General features: G+C 65.2%; 25 protein-coding genes and 2 pseudogenes. 14 read left to right on the top strand and 13 right to left on the bottom strand.

Translation table 11 applies throughout. The annotated features are described in order from the left end of the window. Positions 1–53: 53 nt before the first annotated feature. The 5 genes from M1L61_RS13010 to M1L61_RS12990 all read right to left on the bottom strand — a co-directional run bounded on the left by M1L61_RS13010 (position 54) and on the right by M1L61_RS12990 (position 3268). On the bottom strand, positions 54–1286 hold the full coding sequence (locus M1L61_RS13010; RefSeq protein WP_248853598.1) for a HAMP domain-containing sensor histidine kinase: 1233 nt from the start codon (positions 1284–1286) through the stop codon (positions 54–56). Then, on the bottom strand, positions 1283–1957 hold the full coding sequence (locus M1L61_RS13005) for a response regulator transcription factor (protein ID WP_143994300.1): 675 nt from the start codon (positions 1955–1957) through the stop codon (positions 1283–1285). The genes M1L61_RS13010 and M1L61_RS13005 overlap by 4 nt, the downstream gene beginning before the upstream one ends. Before the next feature lie 111 nt (positions 1958–2068). Continuing rightward, positions 2069–2596, bottom strand: coding sequence for a nuclear transport factor 2 family protein (locus tag M1L61_RS13000; RefSeq protein WP_248853597.1), 528 nt, complete (start codon positions 2594–2596; stop codon positions 2069–2071). Positions 2597–2634: 38 nt separating this feature from the next. Beyond that, positions 2635–3081 (bottom strand): hypothetical protein, encoded by a 447-nt coding sequence (locus M1L61_RS12995; protein WP_143994302.1) that lies wholly within the window; start codon positions 3079–3081, stop codon positions 2635–2637. Continuing rightward, entirely contained in the window at positions 3074–3268 is a 195-nt protein-coding gene (locus tag M1L61_RS12990) for a hypothetical protein (RefSeq protein WP_049409423.1), read from the bottom strand. The genes M1L61_RS12995 and M1L61_RS12990 overlap by 8 nt, the downstream gene beginning before the upstream one ends. Before the next feature lie 492 nt (positions 3269–3760). On the opposite strand from M1L61_RS12990, the gene M1L61_RS12985 reads away from it, so the two are divergent. Then, positions 3761–4078, top strand: a complete 318-nt coding sequence (locus tag M1L61_RS12985) for a hypothetical protein (RefSeq protein ID WP_248853596.1) — start codon at positions 3761–3763, stop codon at positions 4076–4078. 49 nt (positions 4079–4127) lie between these two features. Here the strand turns inward: M1L61_RS12985 and M1L61_RS12980 are convergent, their stop codons facing one another. From M1L61_RS12980 to M1L61_RS12960, 5 genes are all read right to left on the bottom strand, one after another. Further along, positions 4128–4475 (bottom strand): RcnB family protein, encoded by a 348-nt coding sequence (locus M1L61_RS12980; protein ID WP_019337825.1) that lies wholly within the window; start codon positions 4473–4475, stop codon positions 4128–4130. 133 nt (positions 4476–4608) lie between these two features. Beyond that, on the bottom strand, positions 4609–6045 hold the full coding sequence (locus M1L61_RS12975) for an efflux transporter outer membrane subunit (RefSeq protein ID WP_248853595.1): 1437 nt from the start codon (positions 6043–6045) through the stop codon (positions 4609–4611). Beyond that, positions 6042–6926 (bottom strand): biotin/lipoyl-binding protein, encoded by an 885-nt coding sequence (locus M1L61_RS12970; RefSeq protein ID WP_248853594.1) that lies wholly within the window; start codon positions 6924–6926, stop codon positions 6042–6044. The genes M1L61_RS12975 and M1L61_RS12970 overlap by 4 nt, the downstream gene beginning before the upstream one ends. Before the next feature lies 1 nt (position 6927). Continuing rightward, the gene (locus tag M1L61_RS12965) at positions 6928–7137 is read right to left on the bottom strand and encodes a DUF1656 domain-containing protein (protein WP_248853593.1); all 210 of its coding nucleotides are present in this window, start codon (positions 7135–7137) and stop codon (positions 6928–6930) included. Between the two features lie 4 nt (positions 7138–7141). Further along, on the bottom strand, positions 7142–9103 hold the full coding sequence (locus M1L61_RS12960) for an FUSC family protein (RefSeq protein ID WP_248853592.1): 1962 nt from the start codon (positions 9101–9103) through the stop codon (positions 7142–7144). A gap of 79 nt (positions 9104–9182) precedes the next feature. On the opposite strand from M1L61_RS12960, the gene M1L61_RS12955 reads away from it, so the two are divergent. After that, entirely contained in the window at positions 9183–9977 is a 795-nt protein-coding gene (locus tag M1L61_RS12955; RefSeq protein WP_049409424.1) for a helix-turn-helix transcriptional regulator, read from the top strand. Positions 9978–10012: 35 nt separating this feature from the next. On the opposite strand, the pseudogene M1L61_RS12950 reads toward M1L61_RS12955, so the two are convergent. After that, a pseudogene (locus M1L61_RS12950) lies at positions 10013–10147 on the bottom strand (alpha/beta hydrolase); the annotation flags it as partial. 270 nt (positions 10148–10417) lie between these two features. Here M1L61_RS12950 and M1L61_RS12945 point away from each other — a divergent pair. The 3 genes and pseudogenes from M1L61_RS12945 (at position 10418) to M1L61_RS12935 (ending at position 16997) form a co-directional block, all read left to right on the top strand. Next, positions 10418–15097, top strand: a complete 4680-nt coding sequence (locus M1L61_RS12945; protein ID WP_248853591.1) for an RHS repeat-associated core domain-containing protein — start codon at positions 10418–10420, stop codon at positions 15095–15097. A gap of 470 nt (positions 15098–15567) precedes the next feature. Then, a pseudogene (locus tag M1L61_RS12940) lies at positions 15568–16085 on the top strand (RHS repeat protein); the annotation flags it as partial. Between the two features lie 516 nt (positions 16086–16601). Further along, entirely contained in the window at positions 16602–16997 is a 396-nt protein-coding gene (locus tag M1L61_RS12935) for a hypothetical protein (RefSeq protein WP_248853590.1), read from the top strand. Positions 16998–17046: 49 nt separating this feature from the next. Here M1L61_RS12935 and M1L61_RS12930 read toward each other — a convergent pair whose 3' ends face one another. Beyond that, entirely contained in the window at positions 17047–17421 is a 375-nt protein-coding gene (locus M1L61_RS12930; RefSeq protein ID WP_248853589.1) for a hypothetical protein, read from the bottom strand. 603 nt (positions 17422–18024) lie between these two features. Between M1L61_RS12930 and M1L61_RS12925 the strand changes: the two genes are divergently transcribed. Beyond that, the gene (locus M1L61_RS12925) at positions 18025–18354 is read left to right on the top strand and encodes a hypothetical protein (RefSeq protein WP_010485292.1); all 330 of its coding nucleotides are present in this window, start codon (positions 18025–18027) and stop codon (positions 18352–18354) included. On the opposite strand, the gene M1L61_RS12920 is transcribed toward M1L61_RS12925, so the two are convergent. After that, positions 18348–18752 (bottom strand): hypothetical protein, encoded by a 405-nt coding sequence (locus tag M1L61_RS12920; protein WP_019337817.1) that lies wholly within the window; start codon positions 18750–18752, stop codon positions 18348–18350. The two genes, M1L61_RS12925 and M1L61_RS12920, sit on opposite strands and share 7 nt — an antisense overlap. 194 nt (positions 18753–18946) lie before the next feature. On the opposite strand from M1L61_RS12920, the gene moaA reads away from it, so the two are divergent. The 8 genes from moaA (at position 18947) to M1L61_RS12880 (ending at position 25452) form a co-directional block, all read left to right on the top strand. Next, the gene (moaA, locus tag M1L61_RS12915; RefSeq protein ID WP_010485296.1) at positions 18947–19927 is read left to right on the top strand and encodes a GTP 3',8-cyclase MoaA; all 981 of its coding nucleotides are present in this window, start codon (positions 18947–18949) and stop codon (positions 19925–19927) included. An 8-nt stretch (positions 19928–19935) separates the two neighbouring features. Continuing rightward, a complete protein-coding gene (gene moaCB, locus M1L61_RS12910; RefSeq protein ID WP_049397971.1) occupies positions 19936–20931 on the top strand; it encodes a bifunctional molybdenum cofactor biosynthesis protein MoaC/MoaB in 996 nt (331 codons plus the stop codon). After that, the gene (gene glp / locus M1L61_RS12905; protein WP_248853588.1) at positions 20931–22184 is read left to right on the top strand and encodes a gephyrin-like molybdotransferase Glp; all 1254 of its coding nucleotides are present in this window, start codon (positions 20931–20933) and stop codon (positions 22182–22184) included. Before moaCB ends, glp begins: the two co-directional genes overlap by 1 nt. Further along, a complete protein-coding gene (locus M1L61_RS12900) occupies positions 22184–22444 on the top strand; it encodes a MoaD/ThiS family protein (RefSeq protein ID WP_019337814.1) in 261 nt (86 codons plus the stop codon). The genes glp and M1L61_RS12900 overlap by 1 nt, the downstream gene beginning before the upstream one ends. Positions 22445–22447: 3 nt before the next feature. After that, a complete protein-coding gene (locus M1L61_RS12895) occupies positions 22448–22948 on the top strand; it encodes a molybdenum cofactor biosynthesis protein MoaE (RefSeq protein ID WP_019337813.1) in 501 nt (166 codons plus the stop codon). 36 nt (positions 22949–22984) lie between these two features. After that, positions 22985–23527, top strand: coding sequence for a molybdenum cofactor guanylyltransferase (locus tag M1L61_RS12890; protein WP_010485307.1), 543 nt, complete (start codon positions 22985–22987; stop codon positions 23525–23527). Further along, complete coding sequence (locus M1L61_RS12885) at positions 23524–23889, top strand: hypothetical protein (RefSeq protein WP_010485308.1); 366 nt, start codon at positions 23524–23526, stop codon at positions 23887–23889. The genes M1L61_RS12890 and M1L61_RS12885 overlap by 4 nt, the downstream gene beginning before the upstream one ends. 144 nt (positions 23890–24033) lie before the next feature. Continuing rightward, the gene (locus M1L61_RS12880) at positions 24034–25452 is read left to right on the top strand and encodes a NarK family nitrate/nitrite MFS transporter (protein WP_010485309.1); all 1419 of its coding nucleotides are present in this window, start codon (positions 24034–24036) and stop codon (positions 25450–25452) included. The last annotated feature ends 47 nt before the right edge of the window (positions 25453–25499 follow it).

Here is a 25499-nt window from a genome sequence, read left to right as displayed (position 1 = left end):
TCCGCCGTGAAGTGAGCAATCCCCAGCATGTGCAGGCGCGCGTCAGGAAACCGTCAGATGGGCCACTCCAGTCTGAACCGGCAGCCCTGCTGCGAGGAACGCACCGTCATCCTCCAACCCAGGTGCTCGACGATGCGCTGCACGATGGACAGCCCCAGTCCCTCGCCACTGTGCGGGCTGCCGGGCACGAAGCGCTGGAACTGCTGTGGGTCGATACTGGAGGGCAGGCCGGGTCCGGTGTCGGCGAAGGTGAGTGCGGTGTCGTGGAGGGTGATCCTCACTTCGCCCCTTTCGGTGTACTGGCAGGCGTTGCGCAGCAGGTTCCAGATCACGCTGTGCGCCAGATCTGCGTTGGTGTCCAGCACGGCGTCATGCCGGGCATCAAACGCAACGATCACCGGCTTGCCGGAAATCCACGGCTGGCAGCGCTCCATGCAGGATTCGATCAGCGGGCGCAGCGCCACCTTGTTGCGCGGCACGGTACTGGGGGCGCGTGAGAGCAGCAGCAGGCAGGTCAGCTGGCGCTGCATCTCCTGGGTGGTGCGCAGGATGCGCTCCGCGCTGGGAACCAGGTGGCTGTCGGCCGGAAGCTGGCAGGCGAGCGTCTCCGCAGCGCCGCCGATGATGGCCAGCGGCGTGCGCAGCTCGTGGCTGGCATCGCCGCTGAAGCACTGTTCGCGATGCAGGAACCGTTCGAGCTCGTCACTGTGTCGGGCGAAGGCGCGGGCGAGTACACCGATCTCATCGCGCGCGTCCTGGTAGGGAAAAGGCTTCTGGCCGTCCTGCACCGCGTCCGCCAATCGCGTGATGGGTGCGATGACGTGCGTCGCTACCTTGCGGCCGATCAGGAAGGCGCCGAGCACGCAGATCGAAATGACCAGTGCCGCAAAGGCGTTGATCAGTTGTTCCAGATAGCCATAGTGCGCCGCATCCTGCAGCAGGTAGTAGCGCTGGTCGCCGTTGTTGAAGACGCTCAGGTGCCACTCGTTGGGCGCCTCTTCGCCGTGATGGCCCGGGCCGTACTGGCGCAGCACGACAGGCGCGTCATGGGCATCGAACAGCTGGGTCCCCGGTGGCAGGGCGGGGCGTTGGCCACGAGCCAGCGCGGCCTGCAGCCTTTCCACTTCACCGTGCTGGGTCCGCGCGACGACAGCAGACCGGACCTGGTCGTAGTCGACCTGTTCGGCCAGAACGATGAAACCCATGGCACCGGCCATCAACAGCACGAACGAGATCGTGATGCGGGCACGCAAGCTCAGGCGGCGGTAGAGGGAGGCAGGGCTCACGCCTGCATGCGCCAGCCGACGCTGTGCACCGTGGTGATCAGCGCGGCGTCGAAGCTGCGGTCCACCTGCAGGCGCAGCTCATGGATGTGTGTTCGCAGCGCGCCGCTGTCCGGTGGCTCGTCGCCCCAGACCAGGTATTCCATCTCCTGCTTGCGGACCACAGCGGGCGCCGCGCGCACCAGGCACATCAGCAGCTTGTGCGACGTGGGTGTCAGCGCAATGCGGCGGCCTTGCCGCCAGGCCTGCGGCGAGCGCGTGTCCACCTGCAGATCCTTCCACGCCAGCACGCTCTGGACCTGGCGGCCCTGGGCGCGTCGTACCAGGGCCTTGATCCGCGCATCCAGTTCCGTCAGCGAGAACGGTTTGACCAGATAGTCATCCGCGCCCAGGGCCAGGCCCTGCACGCGGTCTTCGACCGGATCGCGCGCGGTCAGCATCAGGATCGGTACCGGGTTCTGGAACTCCTGGCGCAGCTTCTGGCACAGCGTCATGCCGTCCAGCCGCGGCAGCATCAGGTCCAGCAGGATGGCGTCGTAGTCGTGCTGCGTGGCCCGGCGCAGTCCGCTGGCGCCGTCGCGGGCGTCGTCCAGGACGTAGCCCAGCGGTTCAAAGAAGGCATACAGATTGGCAACCAGCTCGGGGTTGTCTTCGATGATCAGCAGGCGGGTCATGGCGTGCGTCCTTGCGCGTGGCCGAACTCTGCCCGATCTCTTGCCGGATGCCAATGCCCTGGCTGAATGGATCGCAATCGGCAATCGGCGCTCAGCGTCCTCAAGCGACGTTCAATCGGCCGGGCTGCGTGAGTCGCGGATCGAATAGATCACCGAAAAGATCTTCCAGCCCTGTTCGGTGCGGATCAGCTGCCACATTTCCTTGCCCCAGTTGGTCTTCCCCCCATCGTCGTGGAAGCTGTAGTCGAACGACACCGAGGCCACGTCGCCGTCTGTCTCGATCTTCGTGTTGGAGAACGTCTCCTCCTTCGGCTTCGGCGAGGCCACCGCTCCATCGATCAGCGCGATGAAGTTGTTGGCGGGAATCTGCCGCGCCTTGATCGCATCGGGCTTGGCCTTGCGGATGTCCTGCAGGCGCACGTCCTCGGAAACATACTGCCAGCCGATGTCTTCCGGCTTGTCCGAAAAGAACAGGTCCATGTAGGTCGGCTTGTCCTTGTTGATCAGCGAGGTCCGGAAGGATTCGACAACCTGTTCGATCGCTTCGATGTCGGCGGGGGCGTTCTGCGCGGCGTAGGCCGGCAGGCACGCCGCGAGAGAGAGGGCGAGGGCGGCGAAGCGTGCACGCGCGTTGGGCATCACGGGTTCCTGAGAAGAGGGGCGACGGTGCGGGCGCATCACCGTGCGTAGGTTCGCCAGAAGAGCACGCGGTCTTCGGTCCTGTTGATGGCGACGAAGACCGATTTTCCGGATTCAGGTGCGCAGCGAAAGACGCGGTACGACGCGCTGAGCGTCGCGTCGCCAGGCCACCAGTGTCGATTGAACGCAACAGGATCGCGGTCGTTGAATGTGGTTGCCTGGCAATCCGCAGGCAGCTGCAGTGGTATCGCAGGGGGCTTGGTGAAGGCCAGCGCGCTGGTGTTCGAGTCGAGGTCGTGTACCTCGCGCAGGTCGGTCGCCTCGTGGGGTACCCAATCGGGAATCCATCCCTTGTTCACCATGTCGGCGTCAAGCGCCTCGCACAGAGTGTCGAACGAACTGTCCATCACCAGTCCGCAGGCGCCGAGCGCGCTACAGAATGTCACGACGATGGCGCGCCTGGCCATTCCGGCGGGGCTAGTCATCGTCGTCCTCTTCTCCGGAAAGCAGCCTACCCAGTTCTTCCGGTGGCAAGCGCTTGAGCCGCGCTTCCAGTTTCCGATCGTACGGCCGGTCGTTGGGTTCGGTATGGCGCTGCGCCTTGCGCGCGTACTGCTGCATGAACAGGCCGATCTCCTGCGCGATCCTGTCCTTCCGGCGCTTGCCTGCCATCGACGGGCGTCCCTGTGTTCATCCTGAATCATCGGTCGGCGCACGCTAGCACGGATGCCGGGCGCTGCAACAGGCCCGCTTGTCGAGGTTTGACGTTGAAGAAGGTCTGCGCGGATGATGCGTGGGCGCGAGGCGCAGGAGGGGGTCTGTCAATGAGGACACTGATGGAGGGGCTTGCCGGCCTGTTCGTGGCGTACGTTGCCAGTTGCTCGGCGATCTCAGCGTGGCATTCCCACGCGCTTGCCTCGGTCCCGGTCGGGGCGAGCAGGGCCGAGGTACTGCGGGTGCCGGGGCAACCTGACGTGGTGGAGCATGCCGGTGCTCCCTTTACCCGCATGCCAGCAGTGGATGCGGTGGTCGCTGTGCGCAGCGACGGTGGTATGAGAACCGGCTGGGCCTGGATACCCAAGCCTGGTCGGTAGAGCTGGATGCCTCCGATCGCGTGCTCGCAACGTCGCGCTGGACATCACCGTAGAAGACCGCGACGAGCGCATGCGTATCCATCGACCTTTCATCTTCATCGCAAGCTTGGCCCTGATGGCGTTGTGCGGGCTGATGGGCGTAATGGTGCTCATTTATGGCTTCAACGAGCACGGCCTGAGCTGCGGCAGGCTGTGCTCACTGGAGATCTCCATCCGCCTGCTCTTTGGTGATTGGGGATTCGAAATACTGGTTGCGATGGGGCTCGTTGCCGCGGCGCTGATGTTCGGGCATATCGCACTGCGGGAGGGCATGCATGCCGGGCGGCAGCGGAGGCATGTGGGGCGCGGTGGGCGCAAACACCGCCGACCGGAGCGACCCCGGTCGTAGGGTGTCTGCACCGGGGTAAATCGCTCCATGTGGGACGCTGCAGGTCGCTTCAGCGATGCAGGGCGTCGATGATCAGCCCGGTGGCGATCTCCACCAACAGGTACTCGTTGTCGGACTGGCGCACCCAACGCCGGTCGCGGCCCGGCTCGCGCAGGTCATAGCGCGCGTAATCGTCTACCCAGTAGCGGCGGTCCACTTCGGCCCACGGCAGGCGCTCGCCACGTCGCCAGGCCTTCTTCTGCCAGCCCGGCGGCGGCGCATCACGGTTATGCGGGCCGCCCGCATGCGGTGGCGGGCCGTTGCCGCGGGCGTGGTGCGGCGGATCGGCGAAGGCGGGCGCTACGGCGAGTGCTGCGGCCGAGCCCACGGCAATGGCAAGAAGACGTATGGATGTCATCGGGATGCCTCCGTCATGGCCGCGATATGCGGCGCTGTGAGCGCGAATATAGGGCAGGCCGTGTGAATGAATACGGATGTGGACAGGGCTTTCATGAACAGATCGGGTAGCGGCTGCTGCTGCGAAGACGACGTCAGCGGGCCGCACCAATGGCGACGGCCCCTGCAGCCCAACCGCCACCCAGTGACAGGAACACATCCATCTGACGGTCGACCCGCTCCGCGCGGGAGGCCGCCAGTGCGGACTCCGCATCTGCCAGCGCGGCCTGGGCCGAAAGCACGTCGAGAAAATCGATCCTGCCGAAGCGGTAGAGCTGCTGTGCCTGTCCGGCTGCGCGCGCCGCGTCCCTGCGCGCCTGCGCCAGGCTGCGCTCGCGTTCAAGCTCCTGCGTGCAGGCAGAAAGCGCGGTCTCGGTCTGGCGCAGTGCCTGCAGCACGATGCCGTCAAAGGAGGCAAGAGCGGCATCCACATTGGCGCCGGCCGCCGCGATGCGGGCCTTGGCCACGCGGCGGTTGGGCCAGTGCCATGAGAGCAGCGGCCCGACGCTCGCCCCGAAACCGTCGGCCGAAAGCAGCTGCCCTCGCGTGCCTGCTGTGCCCAGGGATGCGCCCAGGGTGACCCGCGGATAAAGTTCCGCGGTCTCTACGCCGATCATCGCCGTGGCCGCGGCAAGGCTCCGCTCGGCGGCACGGATGTCAGGGCGCCGCTGTAGCAGCTGCCAGCCCTCACCGACCGGCAGCGCCTGCTCCAGCTCCGGGGGGCGCGGGCACGCTTCCGCCTCCCTCGGATAGTCTGCCGGCACCCTGCCCATCAATGCGGCCAGTTCGAACAGTGCGGCCTGACGTTCGGCCAGCAGGTGCGGTATCCCCGCCGCGCTGCGGTTGACGGCGGCACCGGCACGGCTGACATCGAAGTCCGTTCCTCGGCCGCCTGCGGCGAGGCGGCGGGTTGCCTCCAGCGTGGCGTGCTGGATCGCCAGCACCTGCCGGGTTGCGGCGAGCGTGTGATTGCGGGTGCACACCTGGAGATAGGCACGCGTGACGGCAGCAGCGACGACCACGCGGACCTGGTCGCGTGCCGCAGCGACGGCCTCGGCGTCCGCGTTGGCGGCTTCGATGCCGCGGCGGATGCCGCCTGCAAGATCCAGTGGATAGGAGAGGTGAAGGCCCAGCGCATACGACTGCGGCGCGGCCGACGCTTGGGCGTAACCACCTGTATGGGTGAGCGTGCCCGATGCATCCACGTCGGCTTGCACGGCACCGCGCGCGCGGTACTCCAGCACGGTTGCGCTGGCGCGCCGAAGGTTGGCATCGGCGGCGCGCAGGTCGGTATTGGCCGCCAGTGCTTCGCGTACGTAGGCGTCAAGCCGGGGGTCGCCGTACAGGTGCCACCATTGATCTGGTGGCGCGTCCTGGCTGAACGATGCCTCCTGGCCCGAGACGAACGCCCGCGCCACCTGGGGGGAGGCCGCGACCGCATTCGCAGGCAGGTGATAGTCGGGGCCGGATACGCAGGCCGTCATGGGCAGCAGCAGGGCAAGCAGCCCACCGCGTAGTGTTCGCACGCTCACTTGCAGGCTCCCGGTGCCGAGGGTGTGATGGTCACACTCGCAGTGCGACCCACGATCAGGCGGATATCCGACGGCGCATCATCGATGCGGATGCGTACCGGGATGCGCTGCGCCAGCCTCACCCAGGTATAAGTTGGCGCCACGGCGGGCAGCAGGTTGTGTGTGCTTGAGCGCTGATCGTCGGCAATGCCGGCGGCGATGGTATCCACGTGTCCGCGGACGTCGTGGTTGTCGCCCATCAGCCGGGCCACGGCGGCATCGCCCTCGGTGATGCAGGCCAGTTTGGTTTCCTCGAAGTAGCCCTCGATACGCAGGCTGCCGGTGTCGATCAGCGCCAGTGCCTGCGCACCGGGTTGCAGGTAGTCGCCCGCGTGCAGGTCGAGGTTGGTGATGATGCCATCGGTGGTTGCGCGCACCTCGGTGCGTTGCACGTTGAGCTGGGCAACGCGCTGTTCAGCCCGTGCCTGCGCCAGCGCGGCCAGCTCGGTATCGACCTTGGCGGCATTGCGTTCGCGGGTTTCCGAAGCGACCAGGTTGCCAAGTGCGTTGTCCCGCGCCGATTCGCGGCGGGCCAGCGCCAGCGTGGCATGCGCGCTCCTGACCGCCGCGTCTGCCTTCTCCAGCGTGGCGGCGAAGCGTGGCTGATCGAGCACCAGCAGCAGCTGGCCGGCACTGACCCGCTGGTTGTCGCGCACCAGCACCTGGGTGACCAGCCCCCCCATGTCCGACGCAACGCGAACCACATCGGCGCGCACCCGCCCATCCCGCGTCCACGGGCGCATTTCGTAACGATTCCAGAGGGAGAGCGCGGCAATGGCGGCAAGCGCACACACGCCCAGCGTTGCGCTCCAGCGCCCGATGACAGCAAGCAGGTCTTTCATTTCATTTCTCGAGCAGGGGCGAGAGCCGGATCATCAGCTCCGCCAGGATCACGAACAGGGACAGGCCCACCAGCGGCCGCGCGGCGAACAGCCGGTACAGACCGAGGCTGGCGAGCAGGCGTGAGGTCAGCATCGACAGCGCCAGTGCGACGGCGGCCACGGCGAGCAGGCCGGGAATGAGCACGCCATCAATGGAAAGATCGGAGAGCATGCGGTCAGTGCCGATGGGTGAGCGGTGAGGCCAGCAGGTCGCGGCGCAACCCGCTGAGCAGGTGCAGCAGATTCCCTCGATCGGCCTCGGCGATGGCTGTTGCGGCCTCGCGCATGCAGTCCAACAACTTCAGAAGATGGGCATCGACACTGCGTGGCGCGTGGGCGCGAACCCTGAAATGTGCGGCGACGCGTTCGACCAGCGCCGCGTGTAGCGCCCGAACGTGCGGGTTGTCCAGGTACTTGTCCAGTGTGCGGAGTTGGCTGGATGCATGTGCCGCACGAACGTCCGCAAACAATGCCCGCAGCTCGTGTACTGCGCTGGAACGGCCCTGCAACCTTGGAGCGAGCAGCCCGATTCGATCCAGCATGCGGCTGAGCCAGGCGCGGGTCACATCACCTCGTCCGGCGGTGTGTCGTGCGATATCCCGACGGATCGAATGCTCCAACCGTGCGCGGTTGCGGCCCGCGTCGGCGGTCTGGAACAGCTGCATGCTGCACAGTGCCACCGTCGTACCCACGAACAGCGCAACGCTGTTGTTGAGTGCGCCGACGATGTTGACCGAATTGGTCGCGCCCAGGCCTGCGATGATCGGGAAGGTCAGCACCACGCCCAGGGCGGCCATGATGAAGGGCGGCCGGGCCAGGAACGATCCGCACAGCAGCAGCACCGGCGCGAGCGCGGCAATCAGGCCGGTGATATCGGACAACGCGGGGAAGATCAGTAGAGCGTAGAGCAGGCCGACGGCCACGCCGATGCACGATCCCACCAGGTAGCGCATGACATGCGGTGCCGGCGCTTCGATCGTGCCGAACAGCACGCACGCCGTGCCGATGATGGACACCGCCGTGGCGCCCTCCGACCAGCCGGTGACGATCCACAGAACGCAGCTCAGCAGGATGCCGGCGAATGCGCCCAGCGCGCTGCGCAGGGCAAGCCGATGATCCCGGTGAAGTACCGCACCCTGCACATGTCGTGCAAGGCGGGCAGGTACATGCCGACGCCAGTCGGGACGGGCAGTGTGCAGTTGCGCCTGCAGCACGCGGCAGTCGGCGTGGGCGAGGTCGAGCTCGGCCTGTTGCGCGGCGAGGCCTGCCTGCAGCAGATCGCGCCAGCCCGTTGCATCCATCGCGCAGGCCTGTGGTGAACGCAGCCGGTCGATGGAATCTTCCACCGCGCTGGACAGCATCAGGACGTCCAGCATCCGGTCGTGCAGGGTGCGCAGGATCTGCACCTGCGCCACGCCGTGGGCGCTGTCGTAGGGCAGGTGGATCGACAGCACATGCAGCTCGAGCAGGTCGGCGGCCACTTTCGAGCGGTCCGTCGCCAGTACCGTGTCCGATGCACCGGCGCGCGTGTCCCGTGTCCATCGTTCCGCATCATCCAGCACGGCAGCAACCCGCGCGTGCACGCGCATCGAGACCCGGCGCGGCAGCACCAGCGCATGTACCAGCGTTGCAGCCAGGATGCCGATGGCGATTTCCTGCACCCGCGTGATGGCAATGGTGAACACGTCTCCCGGCACCATCACCGCAGGAAATCCAATCAGGCTGGTGGTATAGCCGGCCAGCAGGAACGCATAGGCACGTGGCGTGCGGTCGAGCATCGCCAGATACAGGCACAGCGCCATCCACGTGGCGAGTGCGGCGCTCAGCACCAGGGGGGCATTGGCGAAACGTGGCACCAGCACGACGGTGGCGACGGCCCCGCCCACGGTACCGAGCAGGCGGAACAGGCCGCGGCTGAGCGTTGCCCCGGAAAGGGGCTGTGACACCAGATAGACCGTGCCGATCACCCAGAACGGGCGATTCAGGCCGACCCTTAGAGAGACATACAGCCCCAGCGACGCGGCGAGCAGACATTTGAGCGAGAACAGCAGCGCTTCCTGATCGGTCCTGAGGGCAGGGTTTTTCAACCGGGCAAATGCCTGGCGCATGTAGGGGCGGAACGGGGTGGGGGAGTGCATGCGGCTCATGCTAGTGATCGGCCGCACTGGCGAATTTCGCTACAATGACAATCAATCGCTAAAACCGGCCAATGTGAGAATGGCTCGCATTTCGCTCCCCGGCTTTGACCTGGACCCGGACGAGACCGATCGCCCGGCGGTCGCCAGCCGCCTGCAGGTGGCCGAGCACGACGCGGAGATTCCCGTGCATGAGCACCGCAAGGGTCAGCTCATTCTTGCGCTGCATGGGGCGGTGACCTGCGAAGTGGCCAATGCGTTGTGGATCGTGCCGCCCCAGTGTGGCGTCTGGATTCCGGGTGGCATGCCGCACAGCAACCGCGCCACCGCCAACGCGCGCCTGTGCTACCTGTTCGTCGAGCCCGGCATCGTCGATCTGCCCATGCAATGCGTGACGCTGGCGATCTCCCCGATGCTGCGCGAGATGATCCTGCACCTGGCCGACGCGCCGCTGGACTACCCGCATGGCAGCCACACCGACCGGCTGGCGCGCGTGTTGCTGGACGAGCTGGTACAGATGCCGGCCGAGCACCTGTCGTTGCCGGTCAGCCATCACCCGAAGGTGCGTGCGCTGGCTGCGGCGCTGTCGGCGGATCCGGCAGACCGCAGCACCATCGGCCAGTGGGCCTTGCGCCTGGCCCTGGGCGAGCGCACGTTGACCCGGCTCATCGAACGGGAAACGGGCTTGTCCTTCGGGCGCTGGCGGCAGCAGTTGCATCTGCTCATCGCCATTCGTGAACTCGCCGCGGGTGCACCGGTACAACGCGTTTCCGAGACGCTGGGCTATGAGTCGGTGACGGCCTTCATCACGATGTTCAAGAAGGCGCTTGGCCTTTCCCCGGCGCGGTACTTTGCCGTGCGGCTGCGCGGGCAGTAGCGGGGAACAATGGGGGAAGCCGTTGCCCGGAACGGCTACTTCGCGGTGTCGCAGACCGATTGAATCGCGGTCACCACCGCAGCAGGGTCCTCGCGCTGGAGGGTGTGGCCGGTTGCCAGGTAGCGGTGCGAGCCACGCGTGAAGCCCGAGAAGAGCAGGGCGTGTGCGGCAGTTGTGCTGCTAGTGTTGTGAGCTATGAACACGGCCTCCCTGTAGAAGAAGTCATGGGAGCGGGGCGTAGGCCGCTGAATGGCCACGGATGCTTGAATCTGTGACCGGTTACGCGACTCCACACTTGAATATGCAAGCGTCCTCAACGATAAAGGCCGCATGTGGCACTGCCGCATTCCGGACCAGGGACGATCCGAAGCATGACGCGGGGCACAGCTCCGCGTTCTCGTTCCCGCCGGCGCTGTGTTCGTCCAGGAAGGAGAACAGGGATGTTGGAACGACTGAAGACCATTTCGTGTGCCGTGCTGGCGATTGTTGCCGTCGGCGGCTTCGCCCCTGCCGTGGCACAGGCGCAGGAAAGCAGGATCACCTGGCGTATTTCGCAGCCCGGCGGCGATGCGACTCAATACAAGACCCAGCAGGCGGCGGTGGCTGCCATCAAGAACCTGCCCGCACCCAGCCCGTTCCCGCCGGAGTTCCAGTTCGGCTGGCAGTACGTCGACAAGATCAAGTCGAAAGTCGTGGACTTGAACGGCAACACGTCGATCACCTACTGGATGGGGAAGGCGCAACCCTCCGATCCGGACTGGTCCTACATTGGGCGTGACATATTCCCGACCGAAGAGGCGATGGTTGCTGATTTTCTTGCGGACCAACAAGCCAACAATCCCGTGTGCCCCGGGGCGGCGGTCACTCCGTCTGGCGATTGGTTTGCAGCCTCGCCCGATCAGGAAGGTGTCATGGAGTCACGCTACTACGATCTGACTTCAATGGCTGGCAACAATACGGCTGAATCACCCTGCACGCCGTACACCGGAACGGTGGCGGTCGCGCGTACCCGGCGCTTGAACTGCCCGATCCCATTCACGCAGTGGTCCAACAAGCACAACGCCTGCGTCAGCGAAGAATTCGTTGCTACCATCACCTCGAAGTCGCAGAAGTGCGACAAGGACAGCGCCGGTACGAATTGTCCCTCGGAAGAGGACAGCGAGGCGACGAATAAGGCACCTTGCGACGGCAATGTCGGCAATCCGTGTGACGTCAAAACCGGCGAGAAGTACGAAATCGCGCAGGACTTTGATCTGGGCTGGATCGCACTGACGCGTTTCTATCACTCCGGCATCTCCACCTCATCCGGTGGCTTCGGTTATGGCTGGACCCATTCGCTGGGCGCCCACCTGGCACTGGATGGTGTTGACAGTGTGGGCCTCATTGAGAGCACCGGCTTCCAGCGGGCATTCAAGAAGATCGGCCAGGCCTATGAGGCGGACGACGACAGTGGCGATCGTCTTGTCCAGAACGGCAGCTGGACGCTGTATTCAGCGGGCTCCATCTCGACCTTCGGCGCGGACGGGCGTCTGGCCGCCAAGCGCTTCCCGGATGGCACGTCGCTGACCTACATCTACGATGACAGCGACCGCCTTGCGGCTGTCACCCACAGCAGTGGGCGCACACTGGAGCTCGTCTACCAGTCCAACGACTATGAGGCGCTGATCAGTTCGGTGCTGGTTGAAGGCATTCCGCTCGCCACCTACACCTACACGCCGCAGAACCAGGTTGCTACGGTGACCTATGCGGGTGGCGGCGTGCGCACGTATCACTATGAGAACCAGGCTTTCTCCCAGCACCTGACCGGCATTACGGCGGAAGACGGGCGTCGCTACAGCACTTTTGTCTATGATTCCGACGGTCGTGTTATTTCCAGTCAGCACGCTGGCGGTGCCGATGGCGTGACGCTGGCCTACAGCCCCAATGGCGGTGCGGTGGTGACTGACGCGCTTGGGCGGCAGACCGACTACACCCTGACACCCGGAGGCGATAGCGCTCCGTCGCGCAAGGTGACCGGCCTGACGGATTCGCAGGGAACGGTCAGCCGAACCTACTACGACCAGAGTGTCGACTTCCGCCGGCGTCTGGATACCTACACCGATCGCCGCGGCATCCAGACCAAGCACACCTATGCGCAGGGCACCGATCCGGTAAGCGGTCGTGCCGTCAGCATCCATACCGTGACCGAAGCGGTCGGCTTGCCCGAGCAGCGTGTGGTGACCACGGCGCGCGACGTCGAAACCAATGCGGTACTGACCACCCGGATCGGTAGCCGCGAAACCCGCACGGCCTTCAATGCCCGACGCCAGCCGACGGCCAACACGGTGACCGACACCGCTTCCGGTCAGACGCGCATCACCAGCTACACGTACTGCGAAGCCGCTGATGTGGCAGCGGCAGGCAGCTGCCCGGTGGAGGGGCTGCTGAAGAGTGTGGATGGCCCGCGCACGGATGTGGCCGATGCCGTTACCTATGCCTATTACTCGGCGGATGATGCAGGGTGCGCGACCGGAGGTGCCTGCAGCTATCGCAAGGGCGACCTGCGCAGCGTGACCAATGCGCTGGGCCAGACGGTCGAGACCTTGGCCTACGACGCTTTCGGGCGGCCGTTGTCGGTCAAGGACGCCAACGGCGTGGTGACTGATTACACCTACCATCCCCGCGGCTGGCCGACCTCCATCACCGTGCGCGGCGCGACCACTGCCGAGGATCGGGTCACCCAGCTGAGCTACTGGCCAACCGGCCAAGTGCAGAGAATCACCGAGCCGGATGGCAGCAGCGTGTCCTACGTCTACGATGCGGCGCTGCGCTTGACCGGCATCGAGGACAACGCCGGCAACACGATTCACTACACGCTGGACAACGCCGGCAATCGCCTCAAGGAAGACACGCTCGATGCAGGCGGTACCCTGCGCCGTACCCTGGCACGGACGTTCAACACACTCGGCCAGCTGACCGCACTGAAGGACGCAGGCAACCACGCTACCGGCTTTGCCTACGATGCCAACGGCAACCCGCAGACCGTGACCGACGCCCTGCAGCGCGTGACCAGCCAGCAGTACGACCCGTTGAACCGCTTGGCGCAGACCCTGCAGGATGTCGGCGGCGTGGCGGCGGAGATCCGCAGCCAGTACAACGCGCTGGACCAGGTCACCCAGGTCACCGACCCGAAAGGCCTGCATACGACCTATGCCTACAACGGTTTCGGTGATCTGACCGGGCAGGTCAGCCCGGACAGTGGCGCCAGCAGCTTCACCGTGGATGCCGCCGGCAACCGCAAGACGGCTACCGATGCGCGTGGCGTCACCGCCACCTATCACTACGATGCACTCAACCGCCTGATCGGCATCGCCTACCCGGATCCCAATCTGGACGCGGGCTACAGCTATGACGTGGCGCCTGCCGCCTGTGCCGCCGACGAGCGCTTCGCCAAGGGGCGTCTGGGGCAGGTGCTGCACGCCAATGGCAGCACCCAGTACTGCCATGACCGCTTCGGGCAGGTCACCCGCAAGGTGCAGACCGTTAATGGTGTCGCCAGCACGCTGCGCTATGCCTACAGCAAGTCGGGTCGCCTGACCGCGTTGACCTACCCCGACGGCACCGTGGCCGACTACGTGCGCGATATTCAGGGCCGCATCAGCCAGGTCGGCCTGACCCGGCCCGGCCAGGCACGCCAGATCGTGGTGAACAACGTGACCTATGCGGCCTTCGGCCCGGCGACGGGCTGGACCTATGGCAATGGCCGACAGCTGCAGCGTCCGCTGGACCTGGACTATCGCCCGCAGGCGGTACACGACCCGGCCGCAGGTGGCCTGTCGCTGGGCTATGGCTACGACCCGGTCGGTTCGATCACCGAGCTGAAGAACGGCACAGGCTCAACGGTACTCGCCAAGTACGCCTACGACACGCTGGGCCGCCTGACCCAGACCCAGGACGGCACGACCGGCACGCCGATCGAAACCTATGCCTACGACGCCACCGGTAATCGGACCGCGCTGACCACGTCGGCAGGCACCGCCAGCTACACCTATCCCGCAACCAGCCATCGCCTGACTGCGGTGGATGGCGAAGCGCGCACCCATGACGCGGTGGGTAACACCACCAGCATCGGCAGCAAGACGTTCACCTACAGCGATGCCAATCGCATGAACGCGGTGAAGCAGGGCAATGCGGTGCTGGAAACCTATGGCTACAACCATCGTGGAGAGCGCGTGCTGCGCACCCCGGCCGGTGGCGCGGCGCAGATCACGCTGTACGACGAGGCAGGACAGTGGCTGGGCAACTACTCGGCCACGGGCCAGGCGCAGCAGCAGGCCATCTGGCTGGACAACTACCCGGTGGCGCTGATCAATGTGCAGAGTACCGGCGTGCCGGAACTGGCCTACGTCCAACCAGATCACCTGGGCACACCGCGCGTGGTGATCGACCCGGTGCGGAATGTCTCGATCTGGGAGTGGAGCAACAAGAGCGAGGTGTTCGGCAACCAGATTCCCAATGCCGATCCGGATGGCGATGGTGTGGCATTCGAACTGGCGCTACGCTTCCCGGGCCAGCAGGCGACGGATGCGAGCGGGTTGTTCTACAACTACTTCCGTGACTATGACCCGGCGTCGGCTAGATACGTGGAGAGCGATCCCGTTGGGTTGAGCGCGGGCGTCAGTACGTATGGCTACGTGATCTCGAACCCCGCCCGATTTACTGATCCGCTTGGGCTGACGACGACGCTAATAACGACATACGATTTCGGTATTGCAAGCCATTCGGCGATTCATGTTTCGATACCTGGCAAGCCTGATTTCCTCTACGACCCTTCCGGCAGCTACGCACCTGGTGGTCGTCGAGGAACCGGTGGGCTATTTGAGGGGCGCGATGCCAGCTTGGCCAGCTACAAAAAGTATCAGGTGGGAACTGGTAGTCGAGTTGAATTAACGGTGATCCCTCTGACTCCGGAGCAAGAGTTAACTCTCATTGCGAACGCGGAGGAGTGGGGGGATGCACGTGGCTTCTGGTGTGCGAGCCACGTGTCCGGCGCGTTGGATGGAATGTGTGGGATAAAGCAAACACTCTTCCCGGGTGTTCTTCAAAAGAGTACAAAGGCGGCAGAATGTCCAGTCAAGTGAAGGATAGGCTCATCTCATCATTGATATGCTTCACTCTATCTGTCTCTCTGAATTCTGCGGGATGGATATGGATATCCGCTTTCATGAAGATAGGGGCGATGCGAGTTCCATACGTACTGCTTCTCTCACTACTTCTTTCGGTTACATTCTATGCGCTCTCTCGATGCGAAAGTATGCGCCGCATCCCGCGAAGTTTAGTGGTGGGGTTGATCGCTGGTCTTGTACTCGGGGTCGTGGCTGTAACTTCTTCCAATCTGGCAGTTGATGGGGGGGGGCGCTTGCTTCTACAGAGCCTTGAGAGATTCGGAGCAACGGCGTTGGTAGCAGACCTTTGGCCGTCGCTATTACTTGGAAGCTGGCTTGTGGGGGCGGTCGCATTTTGCGGGTCGTCGGTTTACTTAAGGCGAGCGTTCCTGAGGACGCCCTGAATAATCGCCGCAGAGCCTTGGATTTCGACCGCGCTGAATTGATCCTATGCCTGCGGCGCCACCGGTAATGGCCGCGCTGACCACCTCGACGGGAACTACCGGCTACACCTATCCAGCATCCAGCCATCGACTGACTGCAGTGGATGGTGAAGCGGGCAGCCATGACGCGGCCGGCAACACTACCAGCGTCGATAGCAATGCGTTCACCTACAACGATGCCAAACGCATGAATGCACGGTGATGCGGTGCTAGAAAGCTATGCCTACAACCTTCGCGGTGAAAGCGTGCTGCGTACCCGACCGGTCACGTTGTACGGCGAGGCTGTGCAGTAGCTGGGCAACTAGTCGCCACGGGCCAGGCGCAGCAGTGGGCCATCGCGCTGGACAACTATCCGGTGGCGATGATCAGCGTGCCAAGCGCAGGTGTGCCAGAGCTGGCCTACATCCAGCCGGATCATCTAGGCACGCCGCCGCGCGGTGATCGACCCGGTGCGGAATGTCGTGATCTGGGAGTGGAGCAACAAGAGCGAAGTGTTCGGTAACCAGATTCCGAGTGCCGATTGGTGCTGCTGATCCGTTTGGTCTGTGCGAGGATGATCACGTCTACTGCATTGATCGATTCAGTCTCTGCTCTCCGCAGTCCGCATTCAGAGCTGCGAGAGTGGTAAGTGCTCCAGGTGCGCCGCCGGCCCGAGAGGGGTTCACTCCGGACGTTGAGCTTGTCGGGAACGGTGGACGAAACCCCATTACTCAGTGGGTGGACTCAACGAACATGACGATCGTAAATTCAACGCGTCCTGGCCATCAGTTCCATCCAGGCACGGTATCGTGGAAGGTGGCGCCTGGGCCGCTGGGAATCGGGTCGCAGATCACAATCGTGGGCGATGGCTCCGGGCCCAATCCGATACTCAACGATGCGCTTGGTTTCCTGATTTTTGGCCCTGCGGCGACGTTGGCCGCCACACTCTGCATACTTGGACCTCGATGATGGTGAGGCTCCTGACAGCGCTACTTCTGATTGGAGCGGGACTTGGATTCTCTGGCGGCGCATGGGCTGTAGGAAAACGGCCCTTCAAGATGATCCAGTTCTGCGTGCATGACCAAGAGGGCATGAAACGGTTCAAGCAGACCCTCAGCGCCATTGCCCAGGACGAAAAGATGCAGTTCTTTGATGGCAGCGCGGAATTGGATCGCCAGCTTGCCAGGTCAAAGGTGGACGTGAAGCGTCCTGTCGTCTACGTCGGAGTCAAGCGGGAAGATGGCTCCGGAATGGAGGCGGGGAACCTCGGATTGGATCGCTTCGAAATAGCCATCGGCTTCTCTGAAGGGAGGAAGCCTGCCGAGGCCCAGTCATTTTCTTCCCGTGTCGAACGCACCTTGGCCGAGCGCTGGAATGTACTCGCGATTCCACCGGACAAGGGCGCTACGCCGCTGGCATGTCGGGCGGGCAGGCCACAATCGGTCGCGCGATGAAAGAGCCTATGTCGGATGATGGAGGGAGCAGCCTGATCGTCCGCTGCCATTACGGATCAATCTGCAACCGCCCCACCGCCTGGGCGCACAACGACTGGCAGGCCATGACCAACCCCTCCATCACCCGGTCGCCCACGTACTGCCCGGGTTCGCCGTTCTGCCGGGTGCGTTCCGCCGCCAGCAGCATTTCCAGCACCACCCGCAACCCGCTCAACGCACAATCGGCATCGGCCAGGGCCAGGCAGCGGCCGGGCAGTTGATGCCGCTCCGGCCAGGGCTGTCCGTCGGCCGCCGCACCGGAGCCGATGCGGTGGAGATTGGCAATGAAGGTGTTCCTGTCCACCGCAGGCGCAGCCTGTGGCGAACCGTCGTCGCCGGCGGTGCTGCGGTAGGCGTGCAGATGCGGGAAGTCCGATTCGTTCATGGCGAGGCTCCGTGCAGGGCAATCGGTAGCCGCCACCCGAAAGGTGGCGGGCGGTACGTGGTTCGAATCCGGGTTGGCCTCAAGCCGGCGGGCGCGAACGCCCCCAACGCACCGCCCGCCATAGCCGGCAGTCGGATTGCCAGCCGGCGCCACGCATGGTGACGCCGGCTGGCAAGCGCACTTACTCAAGGCCAACACGGGATTCGAAGCCCGGCCACCCTTTTCCGGTGGCACGCCATCTGAGCCCTTGGCGCTGTGCAATGCCAATCAGAAGAGTTGCAAACATCACTCGATTGGAGACGCTTTCGGCATTCTCCCACGCTGTTAAGCACTGCCAGCACAGGCTGGCGCGGTGATTCGCCCGCACCGTGCAATCTGCGACAGGTGTCGGGGTTGGAAGGAGGAAGGGGGCGGGTGGGGAGGGGCGATGGCGACAGGGATAACAGGACCGGTAGCGCCGGGCCACGCCCGGCGAGCCGACGGCGCATGAACATGGAGGATTCCGCCGGGCATGGCCCGGCGCTACCGATTCCGTTGTTCCTTGACGTTCCCAGCCACCAAGCGCAGGCTTGTTCAGCACGTTTCCTAAACAGAAGGAGACTTATGACCGCGACCGCTTCGCTGCACCCAACCCCCGACACTCAGGGCCGTTCCCGCCTTTGGAGTGTTTTCTGGCTGCAGGGCGTCATTCCCAGCAATATTCTGTGGGCGGTGGCCCTCTGGGCCCTGGCCAACCAGCGCACCCCGCTGCTGCTGGGGGTATTTGCCGTGCTGCTGCTCTATACCGGCTGGATCATCCCGGCGGTCTGGCGGGCGGCGCCCGCCGCGCACAACCCCAACCTGGGCGTGGCGGCGCGCGGGCTGACCGTGGCCTGGGGGCTGAACACTGTGCTGGTGATCTTCTTTCTGACCCTGCAGCTGGTGGCTCAATAGAACTGAACAGGCTCGCCGCCCCGGTCGAAGGCGGCGAAGCGGCCGATCTGACCGTCGTGGATGGCGTTGACCATCAGCTTCAGCGGGCGCGCGGCTTCGTCGCTGTTGGGTGCGAAACCACCTCTGCCATCCAGTGCCGCCACGAACACCAGGTCCCAGTCGATGCCGGTGGTGGTCGACTCGGCCGCCAGCGCCTGGAAGCTGGGCACCTCGTCCGGCAGCTTGTCCACGCACAGTACCGGCGACAGGGTGCCGCCCTCGCGGCGGTCATGCCGGTCGCGCTGGTCACCGGTGGGCGATTCGGGCAGCTCGGCGCGCACGAATACGAACAGCAAGCGTTGCGGTTCAGCCTGCTGGCCGGCGGCATGCAGCAGTTGCTGGAAATCGTTCATCATCATGAGGGTTGTCACACGCCCGCTGCACGGAAAGCCGCATGCTGCCATAACGCCTGCCGCGCGGGGCCGAAGACGATTGATTTAAGTCATGCCCATGGAACTGAAGGCCGCGTACTCTGGCAATCGTTCCAGCAGGCGAGGGTATCCGGGCCGTTCCGGGCACAGGCAAGACGGTGGAGCAACAAGGTGGACCAGCCATGAGCCAACTCACCGACGGTTTCGGACGCAGCTTTCCGTACCTGCGCCTGTCGTTGACCGAAGCCTGCAACTTCCGTTGCAGCTACTGCCTGCCCAACGGTTACCAGGCCGATGGCCGCCCGCGCTTCCTGCAGGTGGATGAAATCGCGCGTCTGGTGCGTGCGTTTGCCGCGCTGGGCATGAGCAAGATCCGCCTGACGGGTGGCGAGCCCAGCCTGCGCAAGGACCTGGATGAGATCATCGCCACCGTGGCGGCGGTGCCGGGCATCCGCAAGGTGGCCATCACCACCAACGGCACGCTGCTGCCGCGGCGCCTGCCGGGGTGGCACCGCGCCGGCCTGACCGCGCTGAACGTGAGCATGGACAGCCTGCAGCGCGAACGCTTCAGGACCATCACCGGGCATGACCGCCTGCCGGAGATCGAACAGGGCCTGGCCTTGGCGCAGGCGCTGGGCCTGCCGGCGATCAAGCTCAACGCGGTGCTGCTGCGTGGCCTGAACGACGACGAGCTGCCGCAGTGGATGGACTACCTGCGCGATCGTCCCTTCAGCGTGCGCTTCATCGAACTGATGCGCACCGGCGACAACGAAGCCTATTTCCAGCGCCACCACCTGCGCGCCGACGTGGTGATCGAGCAGCTGCTGGCGGCTGGCTGGCACGAACGGCCGCGCGCCGCCGATGCCGGTCCGGCGCGCGAGTTCGGCCACCCTGACCATCGCGGCAGCATCGGCATCATCGCCCCGTATTCGCGCGACTTCTGCAAGGGCTGCAACCGCCTGCGGGTGACCGCCAAGGGCGACCTGCGGCTGTGCCTGTTCGGCGAGTTCGGCGTGCCGCTGCGCCCGCTGCTGCAGAGCGACGACGACCATGACGCGCTGCTGGCACGCATCACCACACAGCTTGGCCTGAAAGCGGCCGGGCATGGACTGCACCAGGGCCAGACCGGGCTGACCCCGCACCTGGCCTCCATCGGAGGATGAGCAACACGATGAGTGGGGAATTGAATGCGGCCTTCCATATGGCCGATGTCCGCGACAAGCGCATCACCCGCCGACGTGCGGTGGCGGTGGGCGAGCTGCATGCCGGTCCAGTGGCCTATCCGCTGATCGTCGAGCGCCGCCTGCCCAAGGGCGATGCGCTGGTGATGGCCGAGATTGCCGGCCTGCAGGGCGCCAAGATGGCCTCGATGCTGATGCCGCTGTGCCATCCGCTGCCGCTGGAACTGGTGCAGGTGTTCTGCACGCCGGTACCGGAACGGCAGGCGATCCGCGTGTGGTGCGAGTGCGCCAGCGAGGCGCGCACCGGCGTGGAGATGGAGGCACTGGCCGGCGTCAACGCGGCGCTGCTTACCCTGTACGACCTGAGCAAGCCGGTGGAACCGGCCCTGCGCATCGAAGGCATCCGCCTGCTGTTCAAGGAAGGCGGCAAGCGCGGTGTCTGGCTGCACCCCGACGGCATGGACGATGCCGAGCGCACGCGTTTCAAGCCGCGTGCGCCGAAGGGCCTGGAGGGCGCGGCCTGCGCGGTGATCACGCTGAGCGATCGCGCCAGCGACGGCACCTATGAGGATATCTCTGGCCCGACCCTGGTGACCGGCCTGAAAAAGCTGGGCGGCGAGGTGGTGGCCGCTGAGGTGTTGCCCGATGGCATCGAGCCATTGGCGGGCCGCCTGCAGGCCTTGGCCGCCGAGGGCGTGCGCCTGTGCCTGTGTACCGGTGGTACCGGGCTGGGCCCGCGTGACCTGACCCCGGAGGCGCTGCGTTCCCTGAACGCGCGGCCGGTACATGGCCTGGCGCAGATGGTGCGGGCACTGAGTGCACAGCACACGCCGATGGCCTGGCTGAGCCGCGCCGAGGTGGTGCAGCTGGGCAACATGCTGGTGTTCGCGCTGCCCGGCAGCCCGAAGGCGGCGGCGCAGTGCCTGGACATCCTGGCGCCGGTACTGGGCCATGCCCTGGCGATGGTCGAGGGTGGTGGCCACTGATGATTGCCTACAGCGAAGCCCTGAAGCACCTGCTGGACGCAGCCACGCCGCTGCCGGCCGAGCGCCTGCCGCTGCATGAGGCCGGCGGCCGTACCCTGGCCAGTGACATCCACAGCGGGCAGTCGTTGCCGCCGTTCGACAACTCGGCGATGGACGGCTTCGCGCTGCGCGCCAACGGCGCGGCGTTCGAGGCCGGCACCGAATTCGCGGTGCAGGGCTGGCAGGCGGCCGGCGATGCCGGCGCCGAAGGCGGCGAGGGTGCATGGGAAATCATGACCGGTGCACGCATGCCGTCCGGGCTGGATACGGTGGTGCCGGTCGAGAACGTGGAGATCCTCGCCAGCGAGGAGGGACGCCCGACCCGCATCGCCTTGAAGGCATCGGTGAAGCCGGGCCAGCATGTGCGCCTGCGCGGCCAGGACGTGAGCGAAGGCGAGCGCGTGCTGCAGGCCGGGCAGGTGCTGGATATCAATGCGCGCACCCTGCTGCATGCCATCGGCGTGGGCCAGGTGGCGGTGGTGGCGCGGCCGAAGGCGGCAGTGATCGCCACCGGCAAGGAGCTGGTGACCGAGGCGGCGCAGACGCTGGAATCCGGGCAGATCCGTGACAGCAACCGGCCGTACCTGGTCGGCCGCCTGCAGGCCGCCGGTGCCGAGGTGGTCTGGCAGGGCACGGTGGGCGACGACGTGGCCGCGTTCAATGCGGTGCTGGATGAAGCGCTGGCCGCTGGCGCGCAGGTGCTGATCAGCACCGGTGCGGTGTCGGCCGGCCGCTACGATTTCGTTCCCGATGCGCTGCGCGGCCGTGGTGCGCGCATCGTCTTCCACAAGGTGGCCATCCGCCCGGGCAAGCCGCTGCTGTTCGCGGTGCTGCCCAATGGCGCACTGTACTTTGGCCTGCCGGGCAACCCTGTGTCGGCGGCCGTGGGCCAGCGTTTCTTCGTCGAGCCGGTGCTGCGCCGCCTGTTGGGGCTGGCGCCGGAGCTCATGTTGCAGCTGCCGCTGCAGGCCGACGTGCGCAAGCCGCCGGGCCTGCGCTTCCACGCGCGTGCGCGGGTGGAAATGGACGGGCAGGGGCGCCTGAGTGCGCGCGTGCTGTCCGGGCAGGAGTCGTTCCGTTTGATGTCCATGCTGCAGGCCAACGCCTGGGTGGTGCTGGAGGCCGAGGGAGACCTGGCCAGCGCTGGCACCTTCGTGCGCGTGCAAGGCTGGGGTCACCACGAACCGGTGCAGCTGGTGAGCCAGGAGTCATGATGAAACAGGTGAATCTGCAGTTGTTCGGTGCGTTTTCCGATCTGGATGCCAGCCGCGAGATCGCCGTGGATGTGGCCGGTGGCACCGTGGCCGATCTGCGCCAGGCGCTGCGCGAGCTGCTGCCGCTGCGTTGGCCGGGTTTCCGTGCCGGCCTGCTGGATTATTCGGCGTTTGCCGACCAGCAACGCGTGCTGCGCGATCACGAGGCGCTGCCCGACGATGGCCGGGTGGCGATCCTGCCGCCGGTGAGCGGGGGCTGAGCGATGAACGAGAAGATCATCGCGAAGGTGGTGGACCGCGCGCAGGCGGCGATCGATCCGGCCGAAGGCATCGCGGCGGTATCCGATCCGGGCTTCGGTGGCATCGATGTGTTCATCGGCAAGGTGCGCGACGTCAACATCGGCCGGCCGGTGACCGGGATCACCTACGACCTGTTCGAGCCGCTGGTGTTGAACGAGTTCAAGCGGTTGGCCGCCGAGGTCGAGGCGACGTTTGGCCCGAAGCTGAAACTGTATGTGGCCCATGCCAAGGGCCGGTTGGGCATTGGTGATGTGGCGGTGGTGGTGGCCGCCGGCAGCCCGCACCGGGACGAGGCGTTCCGCGCCTGCCGGCAGTTGATCGAGGTGGTCAAGCACCAGTGCCCGATCTGGAAGCAGGAGCATTACGAGGACGGCGACAGCGAGTGGAGCGAGGGTTGCAGCCTGTGTCACGTGGACAGCGAACCCGGACATGCCGATGACCATGCGCATGATCATCAACATTGATGCCGACGCAGCCACGCATGGCGTGGCTCTACTGCGATGAGCATCAACGGCATCGTACTGGCCGGTGGCCTGTCCAGCCGGATGGGTCGCGACAAGGCACTGCTGCCGTGGCAGGGCCGCACGCTGCTGGAACACATGCGTGGCCTGTTGATGCAGGCTGGCGCCGAACGGGTATGGGTAAGCGGTGACTATCCGACCTTCGGTGGCATCCCCGATCAGGTTGCGCGCTGCGGCCCACTGGGAGGGTTGCACAGCGTGATGCAGCAGATGCCCGACAGCCCGGCCTGGGTGGTAGCGGTGGATACGCCGTTGCTGGCGCCACGGCTGCTGCAACGGCTGGCTGCCGAGGGGCGGGGCGCGTGCACGATCTTTGACGGGCATCCCTTTCCCATGCTGTTGAATGTGGACAATGCCACTCGTAGCGTGCTGGCCGCGATGCTGGATGATGCGGAAGGGCCGCGCTCTGTACAGGCGCTCCAGCGTCGCCTGCAGATGCACGTGCTGGCGCTTGAAAGCGTTGACGAAGCCTGCCTGGTCAACTGCAATACCCCCGAACAATGGGAGGATGTTGCGTCATGAAAGTGCAGTTGCAGGACCAATCGGTACGGCTTCGCCTGGATGAGGCCGAACTGGCGCGCCTGCTGGCCGGTGAATCGGTCGAGAACATGACCCGCTTCGGCGGTATCGAGGGCTGGGGCATGGCGGTGTCGCTGCATGGCGGCGATCAACCGGTACTGCTCGATGGTGGCACCTTCTGCCGCCTGGTACTGCCGCGCTCGGCAGTTGAGGCCTTGGCGGCACGGCTGCCGTGCCGGGATGGCCTGCCATTCGACATTGCCCTGGAAGATGGCAGCCAGCTTCAGCTGCAGTTCGATGTGGACGTGCGCGATAGCGTGCGCCAGCGCGGAGTCACGCGCCGCAATACCGCTTCATCGATTTGACATTTGTCAGGGGCAGGGTGGAAACCGGCTCCTGATTGATCCAGATCAACCCCGTCGTAGTTGCTGCACGGCCTAATGGCTGCATGACGACGGGTCACAACTTGAAAGCAATACTCACGTCATTCCACAGCCTTGGAGCCATGTATGACCGTCGGTAGCGATCCTGTTGTCCGCAGCACTGCCCGTCCGGGTCGCGTCATCAGCGACTGGACGCCGGAGGACCCCGGCTATTGGGAGCGCACCGGCAAGCGGGTTGCCACCCGCAACCTGGTCATTTCGATCCCCTCGCTGCTGCTGGCCTTCTCGGTATGGGTGCTGTTCTCGGCGGTGTCGATCAGCCTGCCGAAGATCGGCTTCAACTTCAGTACCGACCAGCTGTTCTGGCTGGTGGCGCTGCCCAGCCTGTCCGGCGCAACCCTGCGCATCTTCTATTCGTTCGTGATCCCGATCTTCGGCGGCCGCCGCTGGACCGCGCTGTCCACCGCGTCGCTGCTGGCGCCGACGCTCTGGCTCGGCTTTGCGGTGCAGGACCCGGCCACCCCGTACTGGGTGTTCGTGGCCATCGCGGTCCTGTGTGGCTTCGGCGGCGCGAACTTCTCGTCGTCGATGTCCAACATCTCCTTCTTCTACCCCAAGCAGAAGCAGGGCCTGGCGCTGGGCCTGAACGCCGGCCTGGGCAATGTGGGCGTGTCGGTGGCGCAGGCGGTGATCCCGCTGGTCATCACCGTGGGCGTATTCGGTGCGCTGGGTGGTGCACCGCAGCCCGCGGTGGAGGGTGGGGCTGCGCTGTTCCTGCAGAACGCCGGTTTCATCTGGGTGCCGGCCATCGCGCTGTGCGCCATCGCGGCCTGGTTCGGCATGAATGACCTGACCAGCGCCCGCTCGTCGTTCTCCGAGCAGGCGGTGATCTTCCGCCGCAAGCACAACTGGCTGATGTGCTGGTTGTATATCGGCACCTTCGGTTCCTACATTGGCTTCTCGGCCGGCTTCCCGATGCTGGTGAAGAGCCAGTTCCCGGACGTGAATCCGCTGGCCTACGCCTTCATCGGCCCGCTGCTGGGCGCTCTGATGCGCTCGGTGGGTGGCAGCATGGCCGACCGCTGGGGTGGCGCACGCCTGACCTTCTGGGTGTTCGCGCTGATGATCGCGGCGGTGTTCGGCGTGCTGCACTTCCTGCCCAGCGATGGCCAGGGCGGCAACTTCCATGGCTTCCTGCTCAGCTTCATGGCGCTGTTCGTGCTCAGTGGCATCGGCAACGGCACCACGTTCCGCATGATCCCGGTGATCTTCCGCACCCTGCATGAGCGCTGGTCGGCCAACGACAACGCCGAGGGCAAGGCCACGGCCGCACACCAGGCCAGCATCGAGTCGGCCGCGGTGGTCGGCTTCTCCGGTGCGATCGGTGCCTACGGCGGTTTCTTCATTCCCAAGAGCTACGGCTCGTCCATTACGTTGACCGGCAGCCCCGACATGGCGCTGTACGGATTCGTTGTTTTCTATGTCACCTGCCTGGCCGTGACCTGGTGGTGGTACTACCGGCGCGGTGCCGAGACACCCTGCTGACGACATGAAAACGCACCGCAGCCAGATGACACACACAGCCACGATGC

Source organism: Stenotrophomonas sp. NY11291, assembly GCF_023277365.1.
In the GTDB taxonomy this organism is placed as follows: domain Bacteria; phylum Pseudomonadota; class Gammaproteobacteria; order Xanthomonadales; family Xanthomonadaceae; genus Stenotrophomonas; species Stenotrophomonas geniculata.
The sequence above is the reverse complement of the archived record's forward strand: the minus strand, read 5'-3'. Positions and strand labels throughout refer to the sequence as shown.